The following is a 15,956-nucleotide window of genomic DNA, read 5'->3' as shown; positions in this document are numbered from 1 at the left end:
CTTTTATTCCACATCCAGGTCACTTCCTTCCAGTGTCATGCGAAAAACTTTTTTTCGGTACAGATCCAGATACATTCGAGTATCTGAGCGGTCATTTCCAAGATATGCCTTTACATATAAAGTCACAGCTGTAAGGACTCTCGGATCATCCGTATCCTTCTTTAGAATATCAGGAGGCACACCGGAGGTCTTCATGTCCTCCAGTGCATCTGCAATATAGTCGCTGATATCATCGTTATACACATTAATACCTTCTGCGATTCCACATCGTTTTTTTATTTTTTCCAGCATTTACTCACCATCATTTCAGCAGCAGATAACCATTTACAAACGCTTTCTCATCTCTTACTTTGACATCCTCTCTTTCAATAGCACGGTAAATAGTCAGATCTTCCTCGAATGCGTTAAGTGTACCGATAGATGCAATATTGGAAGTCATGATCGTAGTTTTCGCACGATCAAAGTACCAGATACCTTCTTTCAGATCTCCGATTATAATCGGAATCTTGGTTTCACTGATTTCAAAGTAACCTGCAATTTCCGCTTTTTTAGGTTCTTCTACTTCTGTATATACTCCTTCTGCCTCTTTGTAATAAATTTTTCCTGCTTTTACATCAGTATCTGTCGTCTTTGCATATGTCGGTGTGCTTGACAAATCCTCGTTCGGGATAACTTCAACCGGTATATATGTCCCTCCAACAGCAAGTCGCATCTGCATGGTATCTTTTGGATCTGGTGCAAGAAGGTATCTTCCATTGGTATCCTTCAAGGTATCTAAGTACTGTAAGCCATCATCATTTGTAATAATTTTCGAAGACTGCTTAAACGCAGATCCGAGTGTTACATTAAGCGCCTTTTTAATATCATCCAACCCGCTTAATTTCACTTCTTTTTTGGTCTTAATCGCATCCATGATCAGATTGTTCTCAGTTACTCTTGCCTCATCTCCAATCCACTCAATGAGTGTAGAAGCGATATTTGCATCACTGTCAGCCAGAAGCTCATTGGTCACTGGGAAATATCCTGCATATTTACCGATTTCATAATCAATCCGCTCAAACTGTGGAGTATTTTTTGCACCAATCTTACCTCCTTCACCTACTTTGGTGAATCCAGTCTGCTGAGAGCGCTTTTTAAATGTTCTGGAACCCTTTTCAGTTTTGACAGATTCTTTACGGACCAGCTGGCCTAAGGAAAACTTGGACTCTTTGTATTTGTTGATTCTGGTCTGGATATCCTCTGGAACAGTATAGCCTCCATCTGCTTTTGAGCCTTCACTCATGGAATTCTGTACGTGGAACTCTGCTCTGGCAGCCTGCGCAAACTCTGCCGTAGAATCTTTTGGTGTTCCTGCAGGAACCTTACTCTCCGGCACGGCTGCTCCATCGTCCAAGTCTTTCAGAATATCAAATTTATCCTGAAGCTCTTTCAGTTCATCTTTAGCTTTTTTTGCTTCTTCCAGTTTTCCTTCATTGGCAAGGTTCTTAACTTCATCTTTTTTCGCGTTAATCTTCTCCAGAAGGTCTAATAATTTTTTGTTCACGTCTTTTTCTCCTTTCAAAAAGAGAGATCAAACACCATACCGGTCAAGATCTCCCAATAATTCAGCCTTTATCTTTTCTTTTTCCAGATTTCTCTGATTAGCCTCTTTTGCTTTGATTTTTTCCATAACTGCATCTGCAATAGCGTCAATATCCAGAGTTTTATTTTCCGGTTCTTCATGCTGCTTTAATGCTTTTGGGGTCTTTGAATACTCATCAAAGTAATTACTTGTACAAGCTGCTGCCTGTACACTGTCCTCCACTTCAAAATCAAAATAATCAGTAGTATCACTTCCGACCATCCAGGTCTCTTCGTTGATCAGATTATTGATTTCCTCTTCTGTAACCCCTTCTTTGGTCTTCGACATGTATGTCTGCAGGATTGCTTTCTGGCAAATATCCAGAGTATCTGCATCTTTTCTCAGCTGATCTGCGTTCATACTTGTAAAAAAGTAACCATTTGTAGGCTTATGAATCATAAAGGTTCCATTTGCCGGAATCACGATCCGATCACCGGCACATGCAATCACAGAAGCAATACTGGCCGCAATACCATCAATATAGGTGGTAATCCTGGCATTATTGCGTTTCAACATGTTATAAATGGTAATTCCGGCAAATACAGATCCACCTCCACTGTTTATGTGAAGGTTAATCTCCTGTATGTCTTCCAGATTTTTCAGGAAATCTGAAATATCAGAAGGACAGGTATCATCATCACACCATTTTCCCCAGTCATCAGATACGATATCCCCAAAAATATTCAAATCTGCTGAGATTTCTGTCTGATTGCAGATTTCCAATTTTCCTACATTCTTTTTCTGGTTTTTCAGCAGTAATACTGGCATTCTACTCACCTCCTTTGGTGTACTGTGTTCCAACTTTTTCAAGCGGAATATAATTTCCATTCACAATGAGCTTATCGCCATCCGGATCATCCGGCATATCCAGATATCTCCTCGCTTCATTTGGCTTGTATATTCCATTGTTTACAGCATCTTTTAACATTTCCATCTGTGTCTTTGTATCAGTCCTCAAAATTGCCTTCTCATTAAACTTATAAAAAAATCCATTTTCTTCCTCTTTCAAGCTCAGAACTTTCGCATTGATCTCTTCTTCATACATTTTTAGTCTGTACAAAGCGGTATCAACTAAAAATGCCAGCTGCTGGGTTTCACTGTTTGAATAACTGGATTTTTCATAATTATTGATCTGATTCGGCTTAATACCGAATGCTCCTGCAATCTGAAGTGCGGAATACTTTTTTAATTCGAAAAACTGTGCGTCAGTCAGATTCATTTTCAGTGGAGTAAGCTGTAGTCCGATTGGGACAGGTATTACCCTTCCTGCATTTTTCGGGCCTGACAGTTTATCTGCAAATTTTTTCTGCAGCGCTTTTATCTTGCTCTCTTCCAGATCACCCACGTACTGTAATGCCATGCTTGCACTTAGTCCCTGACGATAAAGGTTATTCATAAAATTCTGACTTTCCAATGCTCCACCCACGGTATCCTGCAGAATTTCCCGCACAGATTTTCCCATAATTCCATTTAAGGAATACCAGGTTTTAAAGTGCATAACCTCACTAGATCTGAACAAATACTGTTCTCCGGTCTTGGGATCATTGTACTGATAATACAGTTTCCCTTTTCCTCCAAACACACCAACATCATCCATATATACAGTCACACAATTTGCCTGCATTGGCCAAAGATCCAGGACTTTGTAATGTCCTCCATATTTTTCTCTTTCAAAGGTACCACGCATCCAGATATAGCCATTTCCATAATGCTGACAGTTCATCTCTGTAGTAGTCCACAAAGTTGTGGGTGTCATTATCGTGTTCGGTCTCACAGTCAGAAGCCTGGTTATCTTGCTCGGCTCTGCCCTGATCCGACCTTTAGGCGTTTCCTGGTAGTACTTTAACGGCACTTTTCCTATGGTTTCGCTGAGCATTTTTAAGCAGGTGTAATATGTCACCTCTTTCTCAACATCTGGCTTAGTACCAGTTATTCCCAGCCATTCTTTCAGCTCATCGTCATCCATGTCTACCGTTGGCCGCGTCATTGCATTCCATGCATTTTTTAATCTGTCTAATATACTCATTGTTACCAGTCACTTTCCAAAAATTGATCTATTCCTTCCTGGTAGCTGGATCCGAATTCATGATACATTGCCAGCTTAAATCCACACAAGGTAGAATCCACAGGGTCAATTCTTTTTGTTGTAGCATCTTTATCTATCTTAATCAGTCCCTGGTTGGTTCTGATCACTGCATTGCTCATTGCAAAATTCAATACAGGATTGTATTCGTACAGGACATTTCCGCAATATACCTGCTCACGGAATCCCTGAGTAGCTTCATTCAAGTGTTTATGGCTCTGGAAAACTTCCTCCACTGTATAACCTTCGTTTGATAGATCCATCATCAGCTTACTTGCATTGGCAGGGTCAAAGCACAGACATTCTATGTTCCAGTCATTCTCTGCACATGTATCCAATACATATTGCATTACTGCATTCTGGTCTACAATCGGAGTATCTGTCACTGTAATAAATCCCATTCTTTCCCAGGCATCATAATCCACTTTATCTTTTGCCTTTCTTTCAGCCAACTTCTCCCGATTCGGAATGAAAGAGTGGGAATACAGTATGTATTTCACAATTTCTTTTCCAGTCTGGTCAAATTCACCTGATAGAAAGGGAATTACGAATGTAACAGATGTAAGGTCTATTTTGGCTGACATATCGAACCCCACATAAACACTCATTCCATGAGTATCAATAGGGATTTTATCAACCTGGCAGGCTTTCCACTTTGCCATGTCCATATATCCGTTTTCTTTTGCCTGAACCCAGATATTCAACATTTTTGTGAGAAATGCCGTCATCTTTTCCGGTATTTCTTTGGCTACCCGCCAGGCTGTACGGATCTTATCCGCGCCATTTTTATAGCTCATCCTAATCGGATTCGCTTTTTTCCAGATGTTTTCATCTTCCAGGTTACGGATATCATCCTTATAATCCTCCGGATCCACTTCGCAGATATCCACCAGATACTCTTCATTCTCCACATCCACATCCGGATCCAGTATCTTAGAGCAGTATTGATACTCCTGCACATAACATGGATAAGTAAGATCCATCCCTGCAGTTGTAATAATCATCAGCAATGGCTCTTTGGTGTTTGCTCCAAGACCAAGATCATAAAACTCAGTAGTCTTGTGCTGATGGTATTCATCCAAAATCAGTCCGGCCGGATTGGTTCCATCTCCATTCTGGCCATCCTCTTTCGACAATGCCTTTATGAAGCTTCCAGTTTTTCTGTGTATTACAGCATCCCTGGTGATTTTAAAAAGAGGTTTCAGTGGAGATTTATTCAGCATGAGCTTAGCTTCATTCAAAATAATCTTCGACTGATCCCTCTTGGTTCCAGCAGTATAATATTCGTAATTTTCTTCATTTCTCGTAGCCATAACTGATATTTCATAGAGGGCTACACCAGCCTCCATCTGAGACTTGGCATTTTTCCTTCCAACCTCAATAAAAGACTGTTTGAACCTTTTATAACCGGTAAGATCTTCGCGCCATCCATAAAGTTGGCACAGATTAAATTTCTGCCATATCGTCAAGCTGATCGGCTGTCCTGCAAGGTCACCTTTAGAATGCCGGAGCATGGAAAACCAGTCTACAATTTTTGATGCTTCCTCTTCATCCCAATGATAAGGCCATACATTAGCCTGTACATTCTTTGCATCCTCTTTCTTGCAATCCCTAAGGAAGCGCATACAAGCCCATTTATGTTTTTTCCCTGATATTTCTTCCCCGGCCAGACAACGGTTGGCGTAATCTATCAGTTCTTCTTTGATGGTCATATATTGCCAAATTTATTTGTGATAGCTTCCCTTGTCTTATCAGACTTCACTGCTGCAGCTTTCAGTCTGGCGTCAATAGTGAGTCCACACAGGGAAGCAAATTTTCTCATTTCCTCTGCGTATGTGCGCTGAATATCAACCATTGGATTTTTCACCACAATAACGCCATTCCTGGTCTCTCGATCAATGTAATAAGTCTGATCTTTCAATATCTCTGTAGCCTTAACATAGTTAGCAAAAGCATTACAGTAACCGCCCAGGTTGTTACGATCTAGGTTCCCGATCAGATTGATCTTTTCCAGTTCCTTGACAATCCTGCGCCACTCTTTTTTTGCCACATTATCAATCAGCCAGGTAGGAGGACGTTTTAATTGATTTTTGTCCGTAGTCACACTGTCTTCTTCTGCTTCCCTGGTCTGCATTGTGATCACAGTAAGATTTCCCCGCTGCTCTGTCAGCGGCTTCCTCGGTCTTCCCATTCATCCTCCCTCCTTCCTTTGCCAACTTTTTATGAGTATTTAGAATTTTGCGCAAGCTATAGGGCATGCGGGGACGACGGCGTTTCCTGAAAACTTTTCAGACCGCCCCTCCCGTCTGTGTATAAAAATCCACAAGCATTTTTGCAAGCTTTTTTTCCATCACTGGTCTCTCTTTTTTATACATCTGCTCAATTTTTGAATGTGTATCGTGATGTAATGGCATAAGATTCTGCTTATCGCATCGTTTATCCCATGCTTCTTTTAACGGAATAATATGATGCACTGTATCTGCTGCCAGGATTACTCCTTCCGTCATGTAGACATACACATCAATCCCGCAAACACTGAGAATATCAGATCTTGTCAGCTGCCATTCCCTTGAATCATAAAATGTTTTGCTTTTCTGATCTCTGGCATTCTGATCATATATCCGATAGCGTTCTTTATCTCTTTGTTTCATGCAGGGACACCTGCTGCCGGACGGAATTCTTTTTCCGCACCTGCCACATCTCTTATATATCATCTTTTTCTCCAATAAAAAACGCCCAGCCGTGCCTGCCAGACGTTTGTGGAAGTATGTATGAGTCAGTATTGTACCATTATATCGGCGGTACTAACCGAGTCGGAACAGATGGAACCGAACCACCGACACGCTGGATATAAGCCAGCTGCTCTACCACTGAGCTATGTTCCGATATACCTGCCAAGCCATAGTGCCTGACAAGTAAGGGTGCAACCGATTGATATTTGATTCATCCATCTGAATCTATTATAGTTATAACACGAATCAAGTATACCATTCTATACCATCTTAAAATTCTTCAATGCTGATGAATGCAGCCTATGTACCTGTGTCCATCCATAGCCCATCTCTGTTGCTACATCATCCCATTTTAAGCCTTTTATATAGCGTAAGCGCAGAACTTTCCGTTCATCTTCTGAATGCATTTTGCGGATCTGGCTCTCAATCTTACGATATTGCTGAACCTTGTTCAAACGTTCTTTCTTCAGCAATTCAATCTGTTCATCCAGTATCGCAATGTAATCCGACAGATCTGATTGACTGCTGCCTTTTGGCATTCCATCATTCACTACGGAAGGAAACATCTTATCAGCTCTTAATCTTTTGATTTCTTCCAGGATGTCCCGCTCTCTTTTAACTGCTCTCTGATATGATTTTAAATATTCTTTTTTCTTTTCGTTTTCTTCCTGCATGCTCCTGTCCATTGGCGTCACCTCCTGAAATACCTGTTACAAATAGTTTCTGCCGAATATCTGCATAAACACCTTTCTGCTTCCAAGCTGCTCCTCAAATGCTTCCTGTCCCTGTCTGTGAAGTTCATCCATTACCGCTTTATCCCTATGCACAGCATGTTTACCTGTCGCATGGCATTCCAGGCACAAATATACTTTTAATCCATATTTCTCTGATAGTGTCCGATTCGGACCACCAAATATGTGATGTTCTTGAGTCTGGCCACACCTGCTGCACAGGTAACATCTTCCTTTTCGGCTTCCGAGAATGCTGGCCGGATGGGACATCCTTTTTTTCTTCGTTTCTTCTTTTGGAAATTTAAGTCCGCTCATATTTTTCCTTCTTTCATCTTGTCCGAGTCGGACATTAACTAAATGGCAGTTCCTCTTCAATTCCATCCGGTATATTCATGAAACCATCAGGTCCCACATCTGGTGATTGTTGTGGAACATTCTGCTGACTGCTGCCAGATCCAGAGCCTTTGCTTTCTGCAAATTCCTGTTCTTCCACAACAACCTCTGTAGTATAAACTTTCTGTCCGTCACGGTTGGTATAACTTCCGGTCTGAATACGACCTGCGATTGTAATCTTCAATCCTTTTCGGAAGTATTTCTCCACGAACTCGGCAGATCTGCCAAATACTACACAAGGAATGAAGTCTGCCGTTGTATCTCCATCTTTTCTAATCTTTCTATCTACTGCCAGCGTGTATCTGGCAATTGCTAATGAATTTTCTCCAGAGGTGTATCTCACCTCTGGATCTCTTGTTAAACGTCCCATTAAAATTACTTTGTTCATCTCTTAGCTCCTTAATCATTTAATCAGCACATAAATCTGGCCAGTCATCCGGATACGCGTCACTGTTATCAAAATACTCCTGGCATATTTTCCGGATAGTACAGTCACAACAGTATCTACAATCACAGTACCGCTTAATCGTGTTTATCGCTTCGGCAGCTTCCTGGTTCGTCACTTCTTTCTGATCCACATTAACGATTTCAATCATCATTCTCACCTCTATTTCGAATCATGCAGGAGCCAGGCGACCACACCGAAGGCTCCGATCAGCACGCCAGCACCCATTGCAACGATTACATCTATCATCTATTCCTTATTTTTACGATTTTTTCTGTCAGATTTGATTCCGAACCATCCATATCCCCTGCGAATATCTGACTATCAATATACATTGCTTCTGGATATTTCAATCAACTCCATCTCCTTCCATTTATTGCAAATTCCTTAATCTTCCTTATACGGTTCCGGAAGTGGCATCCAGGCGTTTACATATAAATCGTGTTCGCAAAAACTCTCGTCTTCGTCACCAACTCTAAACGTACCGCCGTCATCATCGTCGACTGTATATCTTCCAATCATCGGCAGCGAAAAGTTAAAAAAAGATACCAGAATGTGTTCGTCTGGGTCTGGTAATCTCTCGTCAACCAGAATCCAACCATTTTCTTTCTCGTCCTGTTCCAGATCTTTTAGGAGACTATTTACAATATCCAGGGAGCTCCCCGGCAATCCATCCTTGTATATCGTCCGTTTCTGCAATTCCTGTTTATACTGCAGCAATCTTTCTTTTATCCTACTTACCATCTCGCTTACCTCACTTGGTTCTGAGAAACCGAATCATAAATCGTTCTTTCCAGTCAGGCTGCCATTTTCTGCAGCTGTAATCATCTTCTACCAGTATGCCCTTCCGATCACACAGGCCATTATCATTATCCTTGCAAGTCTTACATGTTCTATCTTCCATCTAACCTCCTATTTTTCATTCATCAAAGATGTCACAATCCGTAGCCTCTTCTTTCATCCCTGCTATCGGTTTGCCCTTTACATATTTGTCACAGTCAATTGCGCTGCATCCCCTTGAATGTCCGGTTTTGCATATATAGTCACAGTTTCCGAGATTAGGATTAAGTTGTCTGTATATACAGCTTGAACCTTTTCTTCCAGTAGATTTTTGGTTACCTCTCAGCACTTCCGGCTTAATACCTCGCTTTCTGAACCAATACCTAACTGTTGATGGCCAGGTTTCATATTTTTCTGCAATCTCTTTCTGGGAACTTCCGTTTTTCACCATCTGTATGATTTCTTTACGGTGCACGTCCAATTCTTGTACTTTGGTCTCGTATTTTTTCACAGAACCACCTCTGCATCTGAGGGCATATTAAAGATTCTAATCTTTTCTGGATGCTGAGCCGCAACCTGGATAGCACAGAGAACACGAACAGTCTTTTCCTCAGTACTATACTCTCCCAGGATAGCTCCCTCCACCTTATCTTTGGTGTGCGCCAATATTTGATAGGAACCGGTTGGCATACGGACTGTAGTAGTTGCTTTTCCAACCATATCTATCAGCTGATTCCTCTGTGATCTGATTTTCATTTCTGCAATTTTCTCCTTTCAGATAAGGTCCTGGTAGTATTAACCAAATTCGTTGTATTACGTTCATACTGGCGCATTTCCTTCCGCAATTCATCAACCACTGTGAATATTGCCCTCATAAAATATTTCCCGGCATTTTCCCGGGTTGCTCCTGCATCCACACGCAGTTCATTTACTTTTATCCCTATAGCAGTGATTGCTCTGTACTCCGAAGGACTTACCATTGTTTTGATCAGTCTTTCCTTCATCCATTTAGGTGGATTCTGGCCATACATTTTTCTATATTTCTTTTTCAGCATTCTGAAATTCATATTTCACCGCCTCCCTGCTGCCAGGAGCTGTCTCCTGGTCTTGTCATAGTCCAGGAGCAGCTGCCTTTTCATTCTTATCCTCCAGATACTTATCACAGTTTTCAACACTACAGCCCCTTCTGTGACCAGTTTTCCCTATGTAATCACAGCCGCCTTTTCCCGGGCTTGTTTCTCTGTATTGGCAGGTTGCACACTTCTTTTGATTTCCTTGCTTGTCAATTCCATGTCTCGCCATCCAGTGAGTAACCGTTGACTGAACAACGCCTAATTCCTTTGCAATTGCATACTGTGATTTTCCGTCTTTCAGCATCTGGATGATTTCTTCCTGGCAATCATCCAGCTTGCTTTTGTTCTTTGGCAGATCTACCAATTTCTTTTTTTACAGCCTTAGTGGAGGATTTTTCTGTCTTTACCATCTGTTCTACTTCTTGTTTGAACTCAAAATCCTCTATTGCAGGCACATCCACCAGGTAACGGTTTCTCTCCAACATTTTTTCCAGAGCCTCTACTATGAATTCAGTGCCATCGTTTTTTAGACTTTCATCATACATCACCAGTACTTTCTTCCCTTGGAGAAACTTTTTCAGAGCATCCTCTAACTTTATTTCCTGCAGCACATCTCACACCGCCTCTCTGTCAAATCCAAGTTCTTTGTAAATGTTGTAATTATCCAGATCTTCAAATTCGATTTCAATATCCATTTCTTTTTTTATCTGCGCATAGGCTGCTGCAGCTCCCACGCGATCCACATAAACCCTGGCCGCTTTGTAATTTTCCATGAGCTTTTTATTTTCTTCTGTATATCCCCAAGCCATCTTACTTGCATATAAGATAATCAATATATTGATGATGGCGATATAGTCCTCTGCCCTGGTAAGCTTCTCCTGGGCTTCCTTCATCAAAGCGGCAGTAACATTTTCTCTGATTTCTTTTTCCTTCAGTTCCAAATATGTCTTTAAGGCAACAGCTTCCTGGCCAGTTATGTCAGCAGCCCCCTCTACCGGCAGTGCAACATTCAGTGGTAGTGGCATCTTGCTTTTTGACAGTTCCTTTGCCTGTCGTCTTCTCTCTGCTCTGTTCATCTTTTTCCTTTCTGAATCGCTTTCAGAAACTCAACAAGCTCCGTCTCACTGTTTGGATATTTATTGTATTTAGCATGGTATGTCCATTTTGGAATCTGATTTTTTCTGTCTGGCTCTGGGCCACCTACTAAATGCATGTAGTACGATTCACCCGGATTATACCAATGTGACTGCTGCGGTTCTGGATCATACTCTTCTACGATCAGTCGTGTGCCATTTTCGAAGTCATACTTGTAATACCTCACGCCTATATGTTTGTCTTCGTACCAGAGTCCCCACAATTTATAACTTCTCAGCCATGCCTTACGTTCTGTGTCATTTCCCATAATGTCAAGAGGCTCTTGTTCATGTTCTTCTTCCTGGCAATCGTACACCAAGCTCTGATTTTCTTCAGTATCCTGCTGCCTTTCGTCCGTGATTTCAGCTGCCTGTTGGCAGCATTCTGGCTTGTCCGAGTCGGACATTTCCATTGTTTCTTCTGTAAGATCAAATTCTGAAGAATCTGGATCATACAAATTAACAAGCTCTAACACCAGACGGATATAGCTCATCTTGCTTTCCTTCTTTTGGGTATTGGATTGGATCGTTATTCCCCTTGAATACCCTTCGAATGTATAGCTGAATCCATCACACGCCTGGCTATGATATCCATAAGGAGCATATTTTTTCTGTAGCTCTTGAGCTCGCTCCCCGTTTTTTTTATATTTTCGACAAATCTGCATGATTCCCTTAAGCAGTTCCGGATACCTGGTGCAAAGCTCTTTCACAGCTTCTTCTGGTTTCCATTCACTCCAGGAATTATTTATCTCTTCAAGAGTCTCCATTGCTTCATTTGGCTGTGTTTCAGGCGGATCTGGTTCTTCTTTCTTAACTCGCTCCTGGTACTCAAATTCCATGCGTTTCTTCGACACATAGCAGACCTTTCCACCTTTTTCATCATAGAATACAAAATCTTTTTCTTTGCCTCTCTGCACTGCGGCAAATTCAGCTCCCATTGCCCGGAAGCGTCTGGCGGCGCCCACATACATCTTGGCATATACATCTTCCAGGAAGATTTTTATTATCCTTGCAATATCCGGAGTAAATACCTCATCTTCCCTGTAATACGGGCACTCTTTCTGTGGATCTACCAGCGGAGCCATCTTTACTGATTTCTGTTTTTTTCCGTATTTTTCTATCAAGGTTTCTGCCAACTGCTGCCAGGTGATCAACTTTTCCTCATCACTGTCCGGATTAAAAAGAATTCCATCCTTTTTCCCCTGATAATTCAGATGTCCATTTCTGATCCGAACACCATCATACAGGGTGCTAAGCATGTAAATTGACATATTCTTATCTCGCTTCTGGATCCGTTCTGTCGTGTACCGCTTCAAACTCTCAAAAAATCTGTCAATCTGAACGTCCACATCAATTACCGTGTCATCTTCCGGCGGACGATATTTCCCGGTTGCTTCTGCCAGCGTAAGCTGTCCTTGAATCTGGCGGTTTAGCTCCTGTTTTTCTTTCAACGTCTTTACTTCCGGAAGTGTAATTGCTCCATTCTTCTGATATAGTTCCAGAGCCTCTTTCTGGTGATTCTCATCCAGATCGGTCAGCTCCCTGGCCACGGATATATTTATCTTCGCATTCTTAAACTCCTGCATAAGCTCAGGGCTCAGCTTTTTCTGAATTGCATGATATCTTTCCAGCTGAGTCCCGGATGTTCCAAGTGTTGCCTGGACCATTTTCCTTGTGGTTCCCTGCAGATCGACCAAATCCCGGAGCTCTTTAATCACTTCCTCCGTGATAAGGGCTTCCTTCATTTTCTCCCAGTCGGTTTTCTCCCGGAACCGGTTTGCCTGGATGATTCCCAGCTTATTAAGCAGCTGTTCCACTTTTTCATCTTTATCTTCTGGAAGCTTCTCCGTGTTCAGCGTCACTTTGGTATATTTACAATTAATCTTCCGGAACTCTTCATGCCCCTCTTCTACAAGCATTCTGCAGCACATTGTACGGCAGTGTCCGGATATGATCCTGTCTTTACCATTCACATCCTCAATCAGAACATCCTGCATTACACCAAACAAAAGAATTGAGTTTTTCAGTCCCTGTAGTCGCTCTGGATCTGTAGAATAGAAATTCTCCTTGGATGGTTCTAGTTCAAAAACATCACGATACACTGTATCACTGATATTCTCAGTCTCCACGGGCTTTCGGTTGTTCACCATATCTGCCAGATTAAATGCCATCAGGCTTCCCTCCCTTCCGTCCATTTATCCATCATGATTCCTGCTGCCACCAGATACTCTTTTACCAGGCGTTTGTAATCTTTTGCAGCCAAAGAGCGCGGAGAATACAACGGAATAGGCTTTCTTGCATATGTACATTCAGACACTTTCCTGGAATAACGGATTCTTGTACTGAGCATAGGATATCCTGCTGCCTGTATCAGATCTGCTCCCTGTTCCTGTGCCAGATTGTTTTTGTCATACTTTGTGATAAAGATCCAGTAATTCTTCAGATCTTTGTTCAATTCCTCTTTTGTGTATCCGATCTGATTCACCAGCTCCGGAAGCCCTTCTGTGGTATTATCATCAATTTCCACTGGAATCAGAACATCATCACAGGCTGTCAGCGCATTAATTGTGGATATATTAATATCCGGTGCATTATCGATTATGCAAAAATCATACTGCTCCGCCACGCATGCCAGTGCATTTTTGATTCGGAACTGCTGCGGCCGCGTCTGATCAAACATCACTTCCTGGTTTGCCATCAACAGACGCATATTCGCCGGCAATACATCCAGATTGTAATATGCCGTGTGTCTGATCAGCTTTCCCATCCAGTCTTCCGGATGTCTGGCAGTCATAATCCGGTCAATACCTTCTCCATCCTGTGTGCGGCAATTCAATCCTCTGGAAGCGTCCCCCTGTTTATCGTTGTCCACCAGGAGGACTCGGTTTCCCTGCTCCGCCAAAATATAGGCGAAGCTATTGGATGTAATTGTTTTGGCTACACCGCCTTTTAAATTGATTACTGCTATCGTCCTCATACTTTTCCTCTTTTCATCTTTTTATGGTTTTACGGCTCCGTCTATTTCTTTGCTTTCGGTCGGCTTTTTCCATCCACTCCGGCTTTCCACCTTCCGGCTCATCATCAAAATAGATCTCGCCATCATCCCCTCTGTAGTAGTGGAAGTTCATACCAGCTCTTGTTATTGTTCCTATGTATGTCATTGTCCTGGGATCCTGTTCCGGACGCAGACTCCATCCTTTTCCCCAAAGTTCAGCTATCTCCATGCTTTATCATCTCCTCCTGGAGCCACTGTGAATATGAATGTGTACCGGCTGATGAAGAAACCTCCAGTTTAAGTCTGTTGACAGGCTCATAAACCTTTCTCCACTCGTCCGCATTCTTGATCTCGTTTCCCTTCGTATCTTTGAAGTCAACTGCTGCCAGATCTGATATTCTCAGAACTCTGGATGCCACGAAGGTATCTTTCGTGTGTATACAGATCTCACAGGAAGAATGAAATCTTGCCAGTGCCTCCGCAAGCGCCTGCAGGTTGCACTGATGATATGTGCTTACCACACATCCAAATCCTTCCCTGGTCACGATCTGTCCATGATACATGATTTCAATCACGTATCCATATTTTCTCTGTATACATGCCTGGCACTGTTTATCCGTCTCCAGGTAAATGTTCACCTTCATGGTTCTAATCCTCTTCTCTTTAAATTCGTCTATTCAACTTGATCATGGTGTACCTGCGGTATTTATATCCGGTTACTGGGTTAATGCCTTCAAAGAATTCTGCTATGTAATAACCTTTTTTCATTTTTATGTCTTTTTGCCAGCGCACCAGTTTCTTTTTCTTAGGATCTGGAAGCGGCATATTTCTTGAATGACTGTAACTTGCTTCTTTGATTTTTGGTTTTGCAAGGGTTCCATCCTGTTTTACTTCTCTGGTTTTTTCATCCTTAGTGAGGTATGCGGCCAGCCTTCCAAAATCTTCCTCTGGGCATTTGCTCTTTTTTATTCTCGTTATGTAAACTCCACCATGCGGCCATGCCCTTTCAATTAAGCTGGCTGTAGTTCCAATATCATTTATAATAAAATGAATGTGCCAGGCTCCTTTTGTTCCTCTTTCGATATTGCGGATCCAGTAAAGTTTCTTTCCCGCCTTCTCATATATTTTTTTTATTTTCCCCATTGCATCTCGGAAATGTTTTTGAGCTGTTTGTATATCTGGAGGACGGTTTTCTGGTTTATATGTGTATGTGGCCCATATATCACCAGGAGAAAAATATTCCATTGCCAGAAGTCTTACCTTTTTGATTTTGTTCCAATGATTTATCCTGTATATATCTTCTGGTGTTAACTTTCTCTTTGGCTGTCTTTTCTTTCCGGGTGCTCCATACTTTCCGTCATGGTTCTCTTCCACATACAATATATCCTCATCCCGTAAATGCCAGGTTTTTCGCAGTGTTCCCATACCATTTGCCTCATAACTTTAATATCTTTATCAAGTGCTAAACAGGGGAATTTCACCCCTTATTTTTCTTACATTCTTGACTTTTTAGTGGCCCAATGATATTATGTAATTGGTTGATTACATATGGACTTGAGTCGATGCACCCCTTGCATCGGCTCTTTTCTTTAGTTTACATAACTTTCTTTTTTCTGATCTGTTCCAGCTCTTTTTCAACATCTTTTCCGCTGTATTCTGTCAGAAGCTTTCCAGAGATGTTATAAGTCCACTTGGTGGACATCTTAATCGCTATTCCAATCGGCAGTTTTCCCTGCTGCATCGCAACACGTACAAACTGCGGGGACGTATTGAGAATTGCAGCAGCTTCAGTTGTCAATATTTTTCCTGTGTTCATTTTTCGCATCCTGCTTTCTTATTATTCCATTGATAAATCCGTAATCGGTACATTTGAAATAACCTCTGATTGATCCTGCTTCCCCCATGTGATTTCGATTGTCATATGAGGGCTCTTTCTGGTGTTTTTCACCTGTCTCTCCATTTTTCTAATG

The 15,956-nt window shown here is 41.8% G+C and carries 25 protein-coding genes and 1 tRNA gene; all 26 read right to left on the bottom strand.

Features of this window, described 5'->3' with window-relative positions; all coding sequences use genetic code 11:
* Positions 1 to 3: 3 nt before the first annotated feature.
* The gene (locus AB5642_RS17910) at positions 4 to 291 is read right to left on the bottom strand and encodes a hypothetical protein (RefSeq protein WP_173719573.1); all 288 of its coding nucleotides are present in this window, start codon (positions 289 to 291) and stop codon (positions 4 to 6) included.
* 10 nt (positions 292 to 301) lie between these two features.
* Positions 302 to 1,543, bottom strand: a complete 1,242-nt coding sequence (locus tag AB5642_RS17905; protein WP_237925925.1) for a phage major capsid protein — start codon at positions 1,541 to 1,543, stop codon at positions 302 to 304.
* 27 nt (positions 1,544 to 1,570) lie between these two features.
* The gene (locus tag AB5642_RS17900; protein WP_173719574.1) at positions 1,571 to 2,389 is read right to left on the bottom strand and encodes a head maturation protease, ClpP-related; all 819 of its coding nucleotides are present in this window, start codon (positions 2,387 to 2,389) and stop codon (positions 1,571 to 1,573) included.
* Position 2,390: 1 nt separating this feature from the next.
* Positions 2,391 to 3,647: a phage portal protein gene (locus tag AB5642_RS17895; RefSeq protein ID WP_195379779.1), complete on the bottom strand. Its 1,257-nt coding sequence runs from the start codon at positions 3,645 to 3,647 to the stop codon at positions 2,391 to 2,393.
* Between the two features lie 2 nt (positions 3,648 to 3,649).
* Complete coding sequence (locus AB5642_RS17890) at positions 3,650 to 5,416, bottom strand: terminase large subunit (protein ID WP_173718552.1); 1,767 nt, start codon at positions 5,414 to 5,416, stop codon at positions 3,650 to 3,652.
* On the bottom strand, positions 5,413 to 5,895 hold the full coding sequence (locus AB5642_RS17885) for a phage terminase small subunit P27 family (protein WP_173718553.1): 483 nt from the start codon (positions 5,893 to 5,895) through the stop codon (positions 5,413 to 5,415). The genes AB5642_RS17890 and AB5642_RS17885 overlap by 4 nt, the downstream gene beginning before the upstream one ends.
* A gap of 97 nt (positions 5,896 to 5,992) precedes the next feature.
* Positions 5,993 to 6,355: an HNH endonuclease gene (locus AB5642_RS17880; RefSeq protein WP_237925926.1), complete on the bottom strand. Its 363-nt coding sequence runs from the start codon at positions 6,353 to 6,355 to the stop codon at positions 5,993 to 5,995.
* Between the two features lie 162 nt (positions 6,356 to 6,517).
* Positions 6,518 to 6,589, bottom strand: a tRNA-Ile gene (locus AB5642_RS17875).
* Between the two features lie 107 nt (positions 6,590 to 6,696).
* Complete coding sequence (locus tag AB5642_RS17870) at positions 6,697 to 7,122, bottom strand: DUF1492 domain-containing protein (RefSeq protein WP_173718555.1); 426 nt, start codon at positions 7,120 to 7,122, stop codon at positions 6,697 to 6,699.
* Between the two features lie 24 nt (positions 7,123 to 7,146).
* The gene (locus tag AB5642_RS17865) at positions 7,147 to 7,482 is read right to left on the bottom strand and encodes a hypothetical protein (RefSeq protein WP_173718556.1); all 336 of its coding nucleotides are present in this window, start codon (positions 7,480 to 7,482) and stop codon (positions 7,147 to 7,149) included.
* 34 nt (positions 7,483 to 7,516) lie between these two features.
* The gene (locus AB5642_RS17860; RefSeq protein WP_173718557.1) at positions 7,517 to 7,948 is read right to left on the bottom strand and encodes a single-stranded DNA-binding protein; all 432 of its coding nucleotides are present in this window, start codon (positions 7,946 to 7,948) and stop codon (positions 7,517 to 7,519) included.
* Positions 7,949 to 7,967: 19 nt separating this feature from the next.
* Positions 7,968 to 8,159, bottom strand: coding sequence for a hypothetical protein (locus AB5642_RS17855; protein WP_173718558.1), 192 nt, complete (start codon positions 8,157 to 8,159; stop codon positions 7,968 to 7,970).
* A 233-nt stretch (positions 8,160 to 8,392) separates the two neighbouring features.
* Positions 8,393 to 8,749, bottom strand: coding sequence for a DUF551 domain-containing protein (locus tag AB5642_RS17850; protein WP_173718559.1), 357 nt, complete (start codon positions 8,747 to 8,749; stop codon positions 8,393 to 8,395).
* A gap of 10 nt (positions 8,750 to 8,759) precedes the next feature.
* On the bottom strand, positions 8,760 to 8,909 hold the full coding sequence (locus AB5642_RS17845) for a hypothetical protein (RefSeq protein WP_173718560.1): 150 nt from the start codon (positions 8,907 to 8,909) through the stop codon (positions 8,760 to 8,762).
* A gap of 15 nt (positions 8,910 to 8,924) precedes the next feature.
* Positions 8,925 to 9,296: a helix-turn-helix domain-containing protein gene (locus tag AB5642_RS17840; RefSeq protein WP_173718561.1), complete on the bottom strand. Its 372-nt coding sequence runs from the start codon at positions 9,294 to 9,296 to the stop codon at positions 8,925 to 8,927.
* Positions 9,293 to 9,541: a hypothetical protein gene (locus AB5642_RS17835; protein WP_173718562.1), complete on the bottom strand. Its 249-nt coding sequence runs from the start codon at positions 9,539 to 9,541 to the stop codon at positions 9,293 to 9,295. Before AB5642_RS17835 ends, AB5642_RS17840 begins: the two co-directional genes overlap by 4 nt.
* On the bottom strand, positions 9,538 to 9,852 hold the full coding sequence (locus AB5642_RS17830; protein WP_173718563.1) for a hypothetical protein: 315 nt from the start codon (positions 9,850 to 9,852) through the stop codon (positions 9,538 to 9,540). The genes AB5642_RS17835 and AB5642_RS17830 overlap by 4 nt, the downstream gene beginning before the upstream one ends.
* Positions 9,853 to 9,895: 43 nt before the next feature.
* A complete protein-coding gene (locus AB5642_RS17825; RefSeq protein ID WP_173718564.1) occupies positions 9,896 to 10,222 on the bottom strand; it encodes a helix-turn-helix domain-containing protein in 327 nt (108 codons plus the stop codon).
* Entirely contained in the window at positions 10,185 to 10,469 is a 285-nt protein-coding gene (locus tag AB5642_RS17820; RefSeq protein WP_173718565.1) for a hypothetical protein, read from the bottom strand. The genes AB5642_RS17825 and AB5642_RS17820 overlap by 38 nt, the downstream gene beginning before the upstream one ends.
* 3 nt (positions 10,470 to 10,472) lie before the next feature.
* Positions 10,473 to 10,934 carry a hypothetical protein gene (locus tag AB5642_RS17815; RefSeq protein WP_173718566.1) on the bottom strand — a complete coding sequence of 154 codons (462 nt, stop codon included), beginning with the start codon at positions 10,932 to 10,934 and terminating at the stop codon, positions 10,473 to 10,475.
* The gene (locus AB5642_RS17810) at positions 10,931 to 13,162 is read right to left on the bottom strand and encodes a ParB/RepB/Spo0J family partition protein (RefSeq protein WP_173718567.1); all 2,232 of its coding nucleotides are present in this window, start codon (positions 13,160 to 13,162) and stop codon (positions 10,931 to 10,933) included. The genes AB5642_RS17815 and AB5642_RS17810 overlap by 4 nt, the downstream gene beginning before the upstream one ends.
* Positions 13,162 to 13,968: a ParA family protein gene (locus AB5642_RS17805; RefSeq protein ID WP_173718568.1), complete on the bottom strand. Its 807-nt coding sequence runs from the start codon at positions 13,966 to 13,968 to the stop codon at positions 13,162 to 13,164. Before AB5642_RS17805 ends, AB5642_RS17810 begins: the two co-directional genes overlap by 1 nt.
* Positions 13,969 to 13,981: 13 nt before the next feature.
* Positions 13,982 to 14,215 carry a hypothetical protein gene (locus tag AB5642_RS17800; protein ID WP_173718569.1) on the bottom strand — a complete coding sequence of 78 codons (234 nt, stop codon included), beginning with the start codon at positions 14,213 to 14,215 and terminating at the stop codon, positions 13,982 to 13,984.
* Complete coding sequence (locus AB5642_RS17795) at positions 14,202 to 14,630, bottom strand: hypothetical protein (protein ID WP_173718570.1); 429 nt, start codon at positions 14,628 to 14,630, stop codon at positions 14,202 to 14,204. The genes AB5642_RS17800 and AB5642_RS17795 overlap by 14 nt, the downstream gene beginning before the upstream one ends.
* Before the next feature lie 19 nt (positions 14,631 to 14,649).
* Positions 14,650 to 15,411, bottom strand: a complete 762-nt coding sequence (locus tag AB5642_RS17790; protein ID WP_173718571.1) for a hypothetical protein — start codon at positions 15,409 to 15,411, stop codon at positions 14,650 to 14,652.
* A gap of 169 nt (positions 15,412 to 15,580) precedes the next feature.
* The gene (locus AB5642_RS17785) at positions 15,581 to 15,802 is read right to left on the bottom strand and encodes a hypothetical protein (protein WP_173718572.1); all 222 of its coding nucleotides are present in this window, start codon (positions 15,800 to 15,802) and stop codon (positions 15,581 to 15,583) included.
* Positions 15,803 to 15,956 lie beyond the last annotated feature (154 nt).

Source organism: Ruminococcus sp. 1001136sp1_2201st1_G3_2201SCRN_220225, assembly GCF_040924365.1.
GTDB classification, from domain to species: Bacteria; Bacillota; Clostridia; order Lachnospirales; family Lachnospiraceae; genus Blautia_A; species Blautia_A faecis.
This window is presented reverse-complemented; position numbering and strand designations above follow the sequence as displayed.

Bases quoted from the DNA above. Each gene is read 5' to 3' on its own strand.
- AB5642_RS17855 (WP_173718558.1), bottom strand. From the start codon at position 8,159: ATGATGATTGAAATCGTTAATGTGGATCAGAAAGAAGTGACGAACCAG.
- AB5642_RS17805 (WP_173718568.1), bottom strand. From the start codon at position 13,968: ATGAGGACGATAGCAGTAATCAATTTAAAAGGCGGTGTAGCCAAAACA.
- AB5642_RS17895 (WP_195379779.1), bottom strand. From the start codon at position 3,647: ATGAGTATATTAGACAGATTAAAAAATGCATGGAATGCAATGACGCGG.
- AB5642_RS17845 (WP_173718560.1), bottom strand. From the start codon at position 8,909: ATGGAAGATAGAACATGTAAGACTTGCAAGGATAATGATAATGGCCTG.
- AB5642_RS17830 (WP_173718563.1), bottom strand. From the start codon at position 9,852: ATGAATTTCAGAATGCTGAAAAAGAAATATAGAAAAATGTATGGCCAG.
- AB5642_RS17865 (WP_173718556.1), bottom strand. From the start codon at position 7,482: ATGAGCGGACTTAAATTTCCAAAAGAAGAAACGAAGAAAAAAAGGATG.
- AB5642_RS17880 (WP_237925926.1), bottom strand. From the start codon at position 6,355: ATGAAACAAAGAGATAAAGAACGCTATCGGATATATGATCAGAATGCC.
- AB5642_RS17815 (WP_173718566.1), bottom strand. From the start codon at position 10,934: ATGAACAGAGCAGAGAGAAGACGACAGGCAAAGGAACTGTCAAAAAGC.
- AB5642_RS17790 (WP_173718571.1), bottom strand. From the start codon at position 15,411: ATGGGAACACTGCGAAAAACCTGGCATTTACGGGATGAGGATATATTG.
- AB5642_RS17835 (WP_173718562.1), bottom strand. From the start codon at position 9,541: ATGAAAATCAGATCACAGAGGAATCAGCTGATAGATATGGTTGGAAAA.
- AB5642_RS17795 (WP_173718570.1), bottom strand. From the start codon at position 14,630: ATGAAGGTGAACATTTACCTGGAGACGGATAAACAGTGCCAGGCATGT.
- AB5642_RS17885 (WP_173718553.1), bottom strand. From the start codon at position 5,895: ATGGGAAGACCGAGGAAGCCGCTGACAGAGCAGCGGGGAAATCTTACT.
- AB5642_RS17900 (WP_173719574.1), bottom strand. From the start codon at position 2,389: ATGCCAGTATTACTGCTGAAAAACCAGAAAAAGAATGTAGGAAAATTG.
- AB5642_RS17850 (WP_173718559.1), bottom strand. From the start codon at position 8,749: ATGGTAAGTAGGATAAAAGAAAGATTGCTGCAGTATAAACAGGAATTG.
- AB5642_RS17860 (WP_173718557.1), bottom strand. From the start codon at position 7,948: ATGAACAAAGTAATTTTAATGGGACGTTTAACAAGAGATCCAGAGGTG.
- AB5642_RS17910 (WP_173719573.1), bottom strand. From the start codon at position 291: ATGCTGGAAAAAATAAAAAAACGATGTGGAATCGCAGAAGGTATTAAT.
- AB5642_RS17870 (WP_173718555.1), bottom strand. From the start codon at position 7,122: ATGGACAGGAGCATGCAGGAAGAAAACGAAAAGAAAAAAGAATATTTA.
- AB5642_RS17800 (WP_173718569.1), bottom strand. From the start codon at position 14,215: ATGGAGATAGCTGAACTTTGGGGAAAAGGATGGAGTCTGCGTCCGGAA.
- AB5642_RS17810 (WP_173718567.1), bottom strand. From the start codon at position 13,162: ATGGCATTTAATCTGGCAGATATGGTGAACAACCGAAAGCCCGTGGAG.
- AB5642_RS17785 (WP_173718572.1), bottom strand. From the start codon at position 15,802: ATGAACACAGGAAAAATATTGACAACTGAAGCTGCTGCAATTCTCAAT.
- AB5642_RS17890 (WP_173718552.1), bottom strand. From the start codon at position 5,416: ATGACCATCAAAGAAGAACTGATAGATTACGCCAACCGTTGTCTGGCC.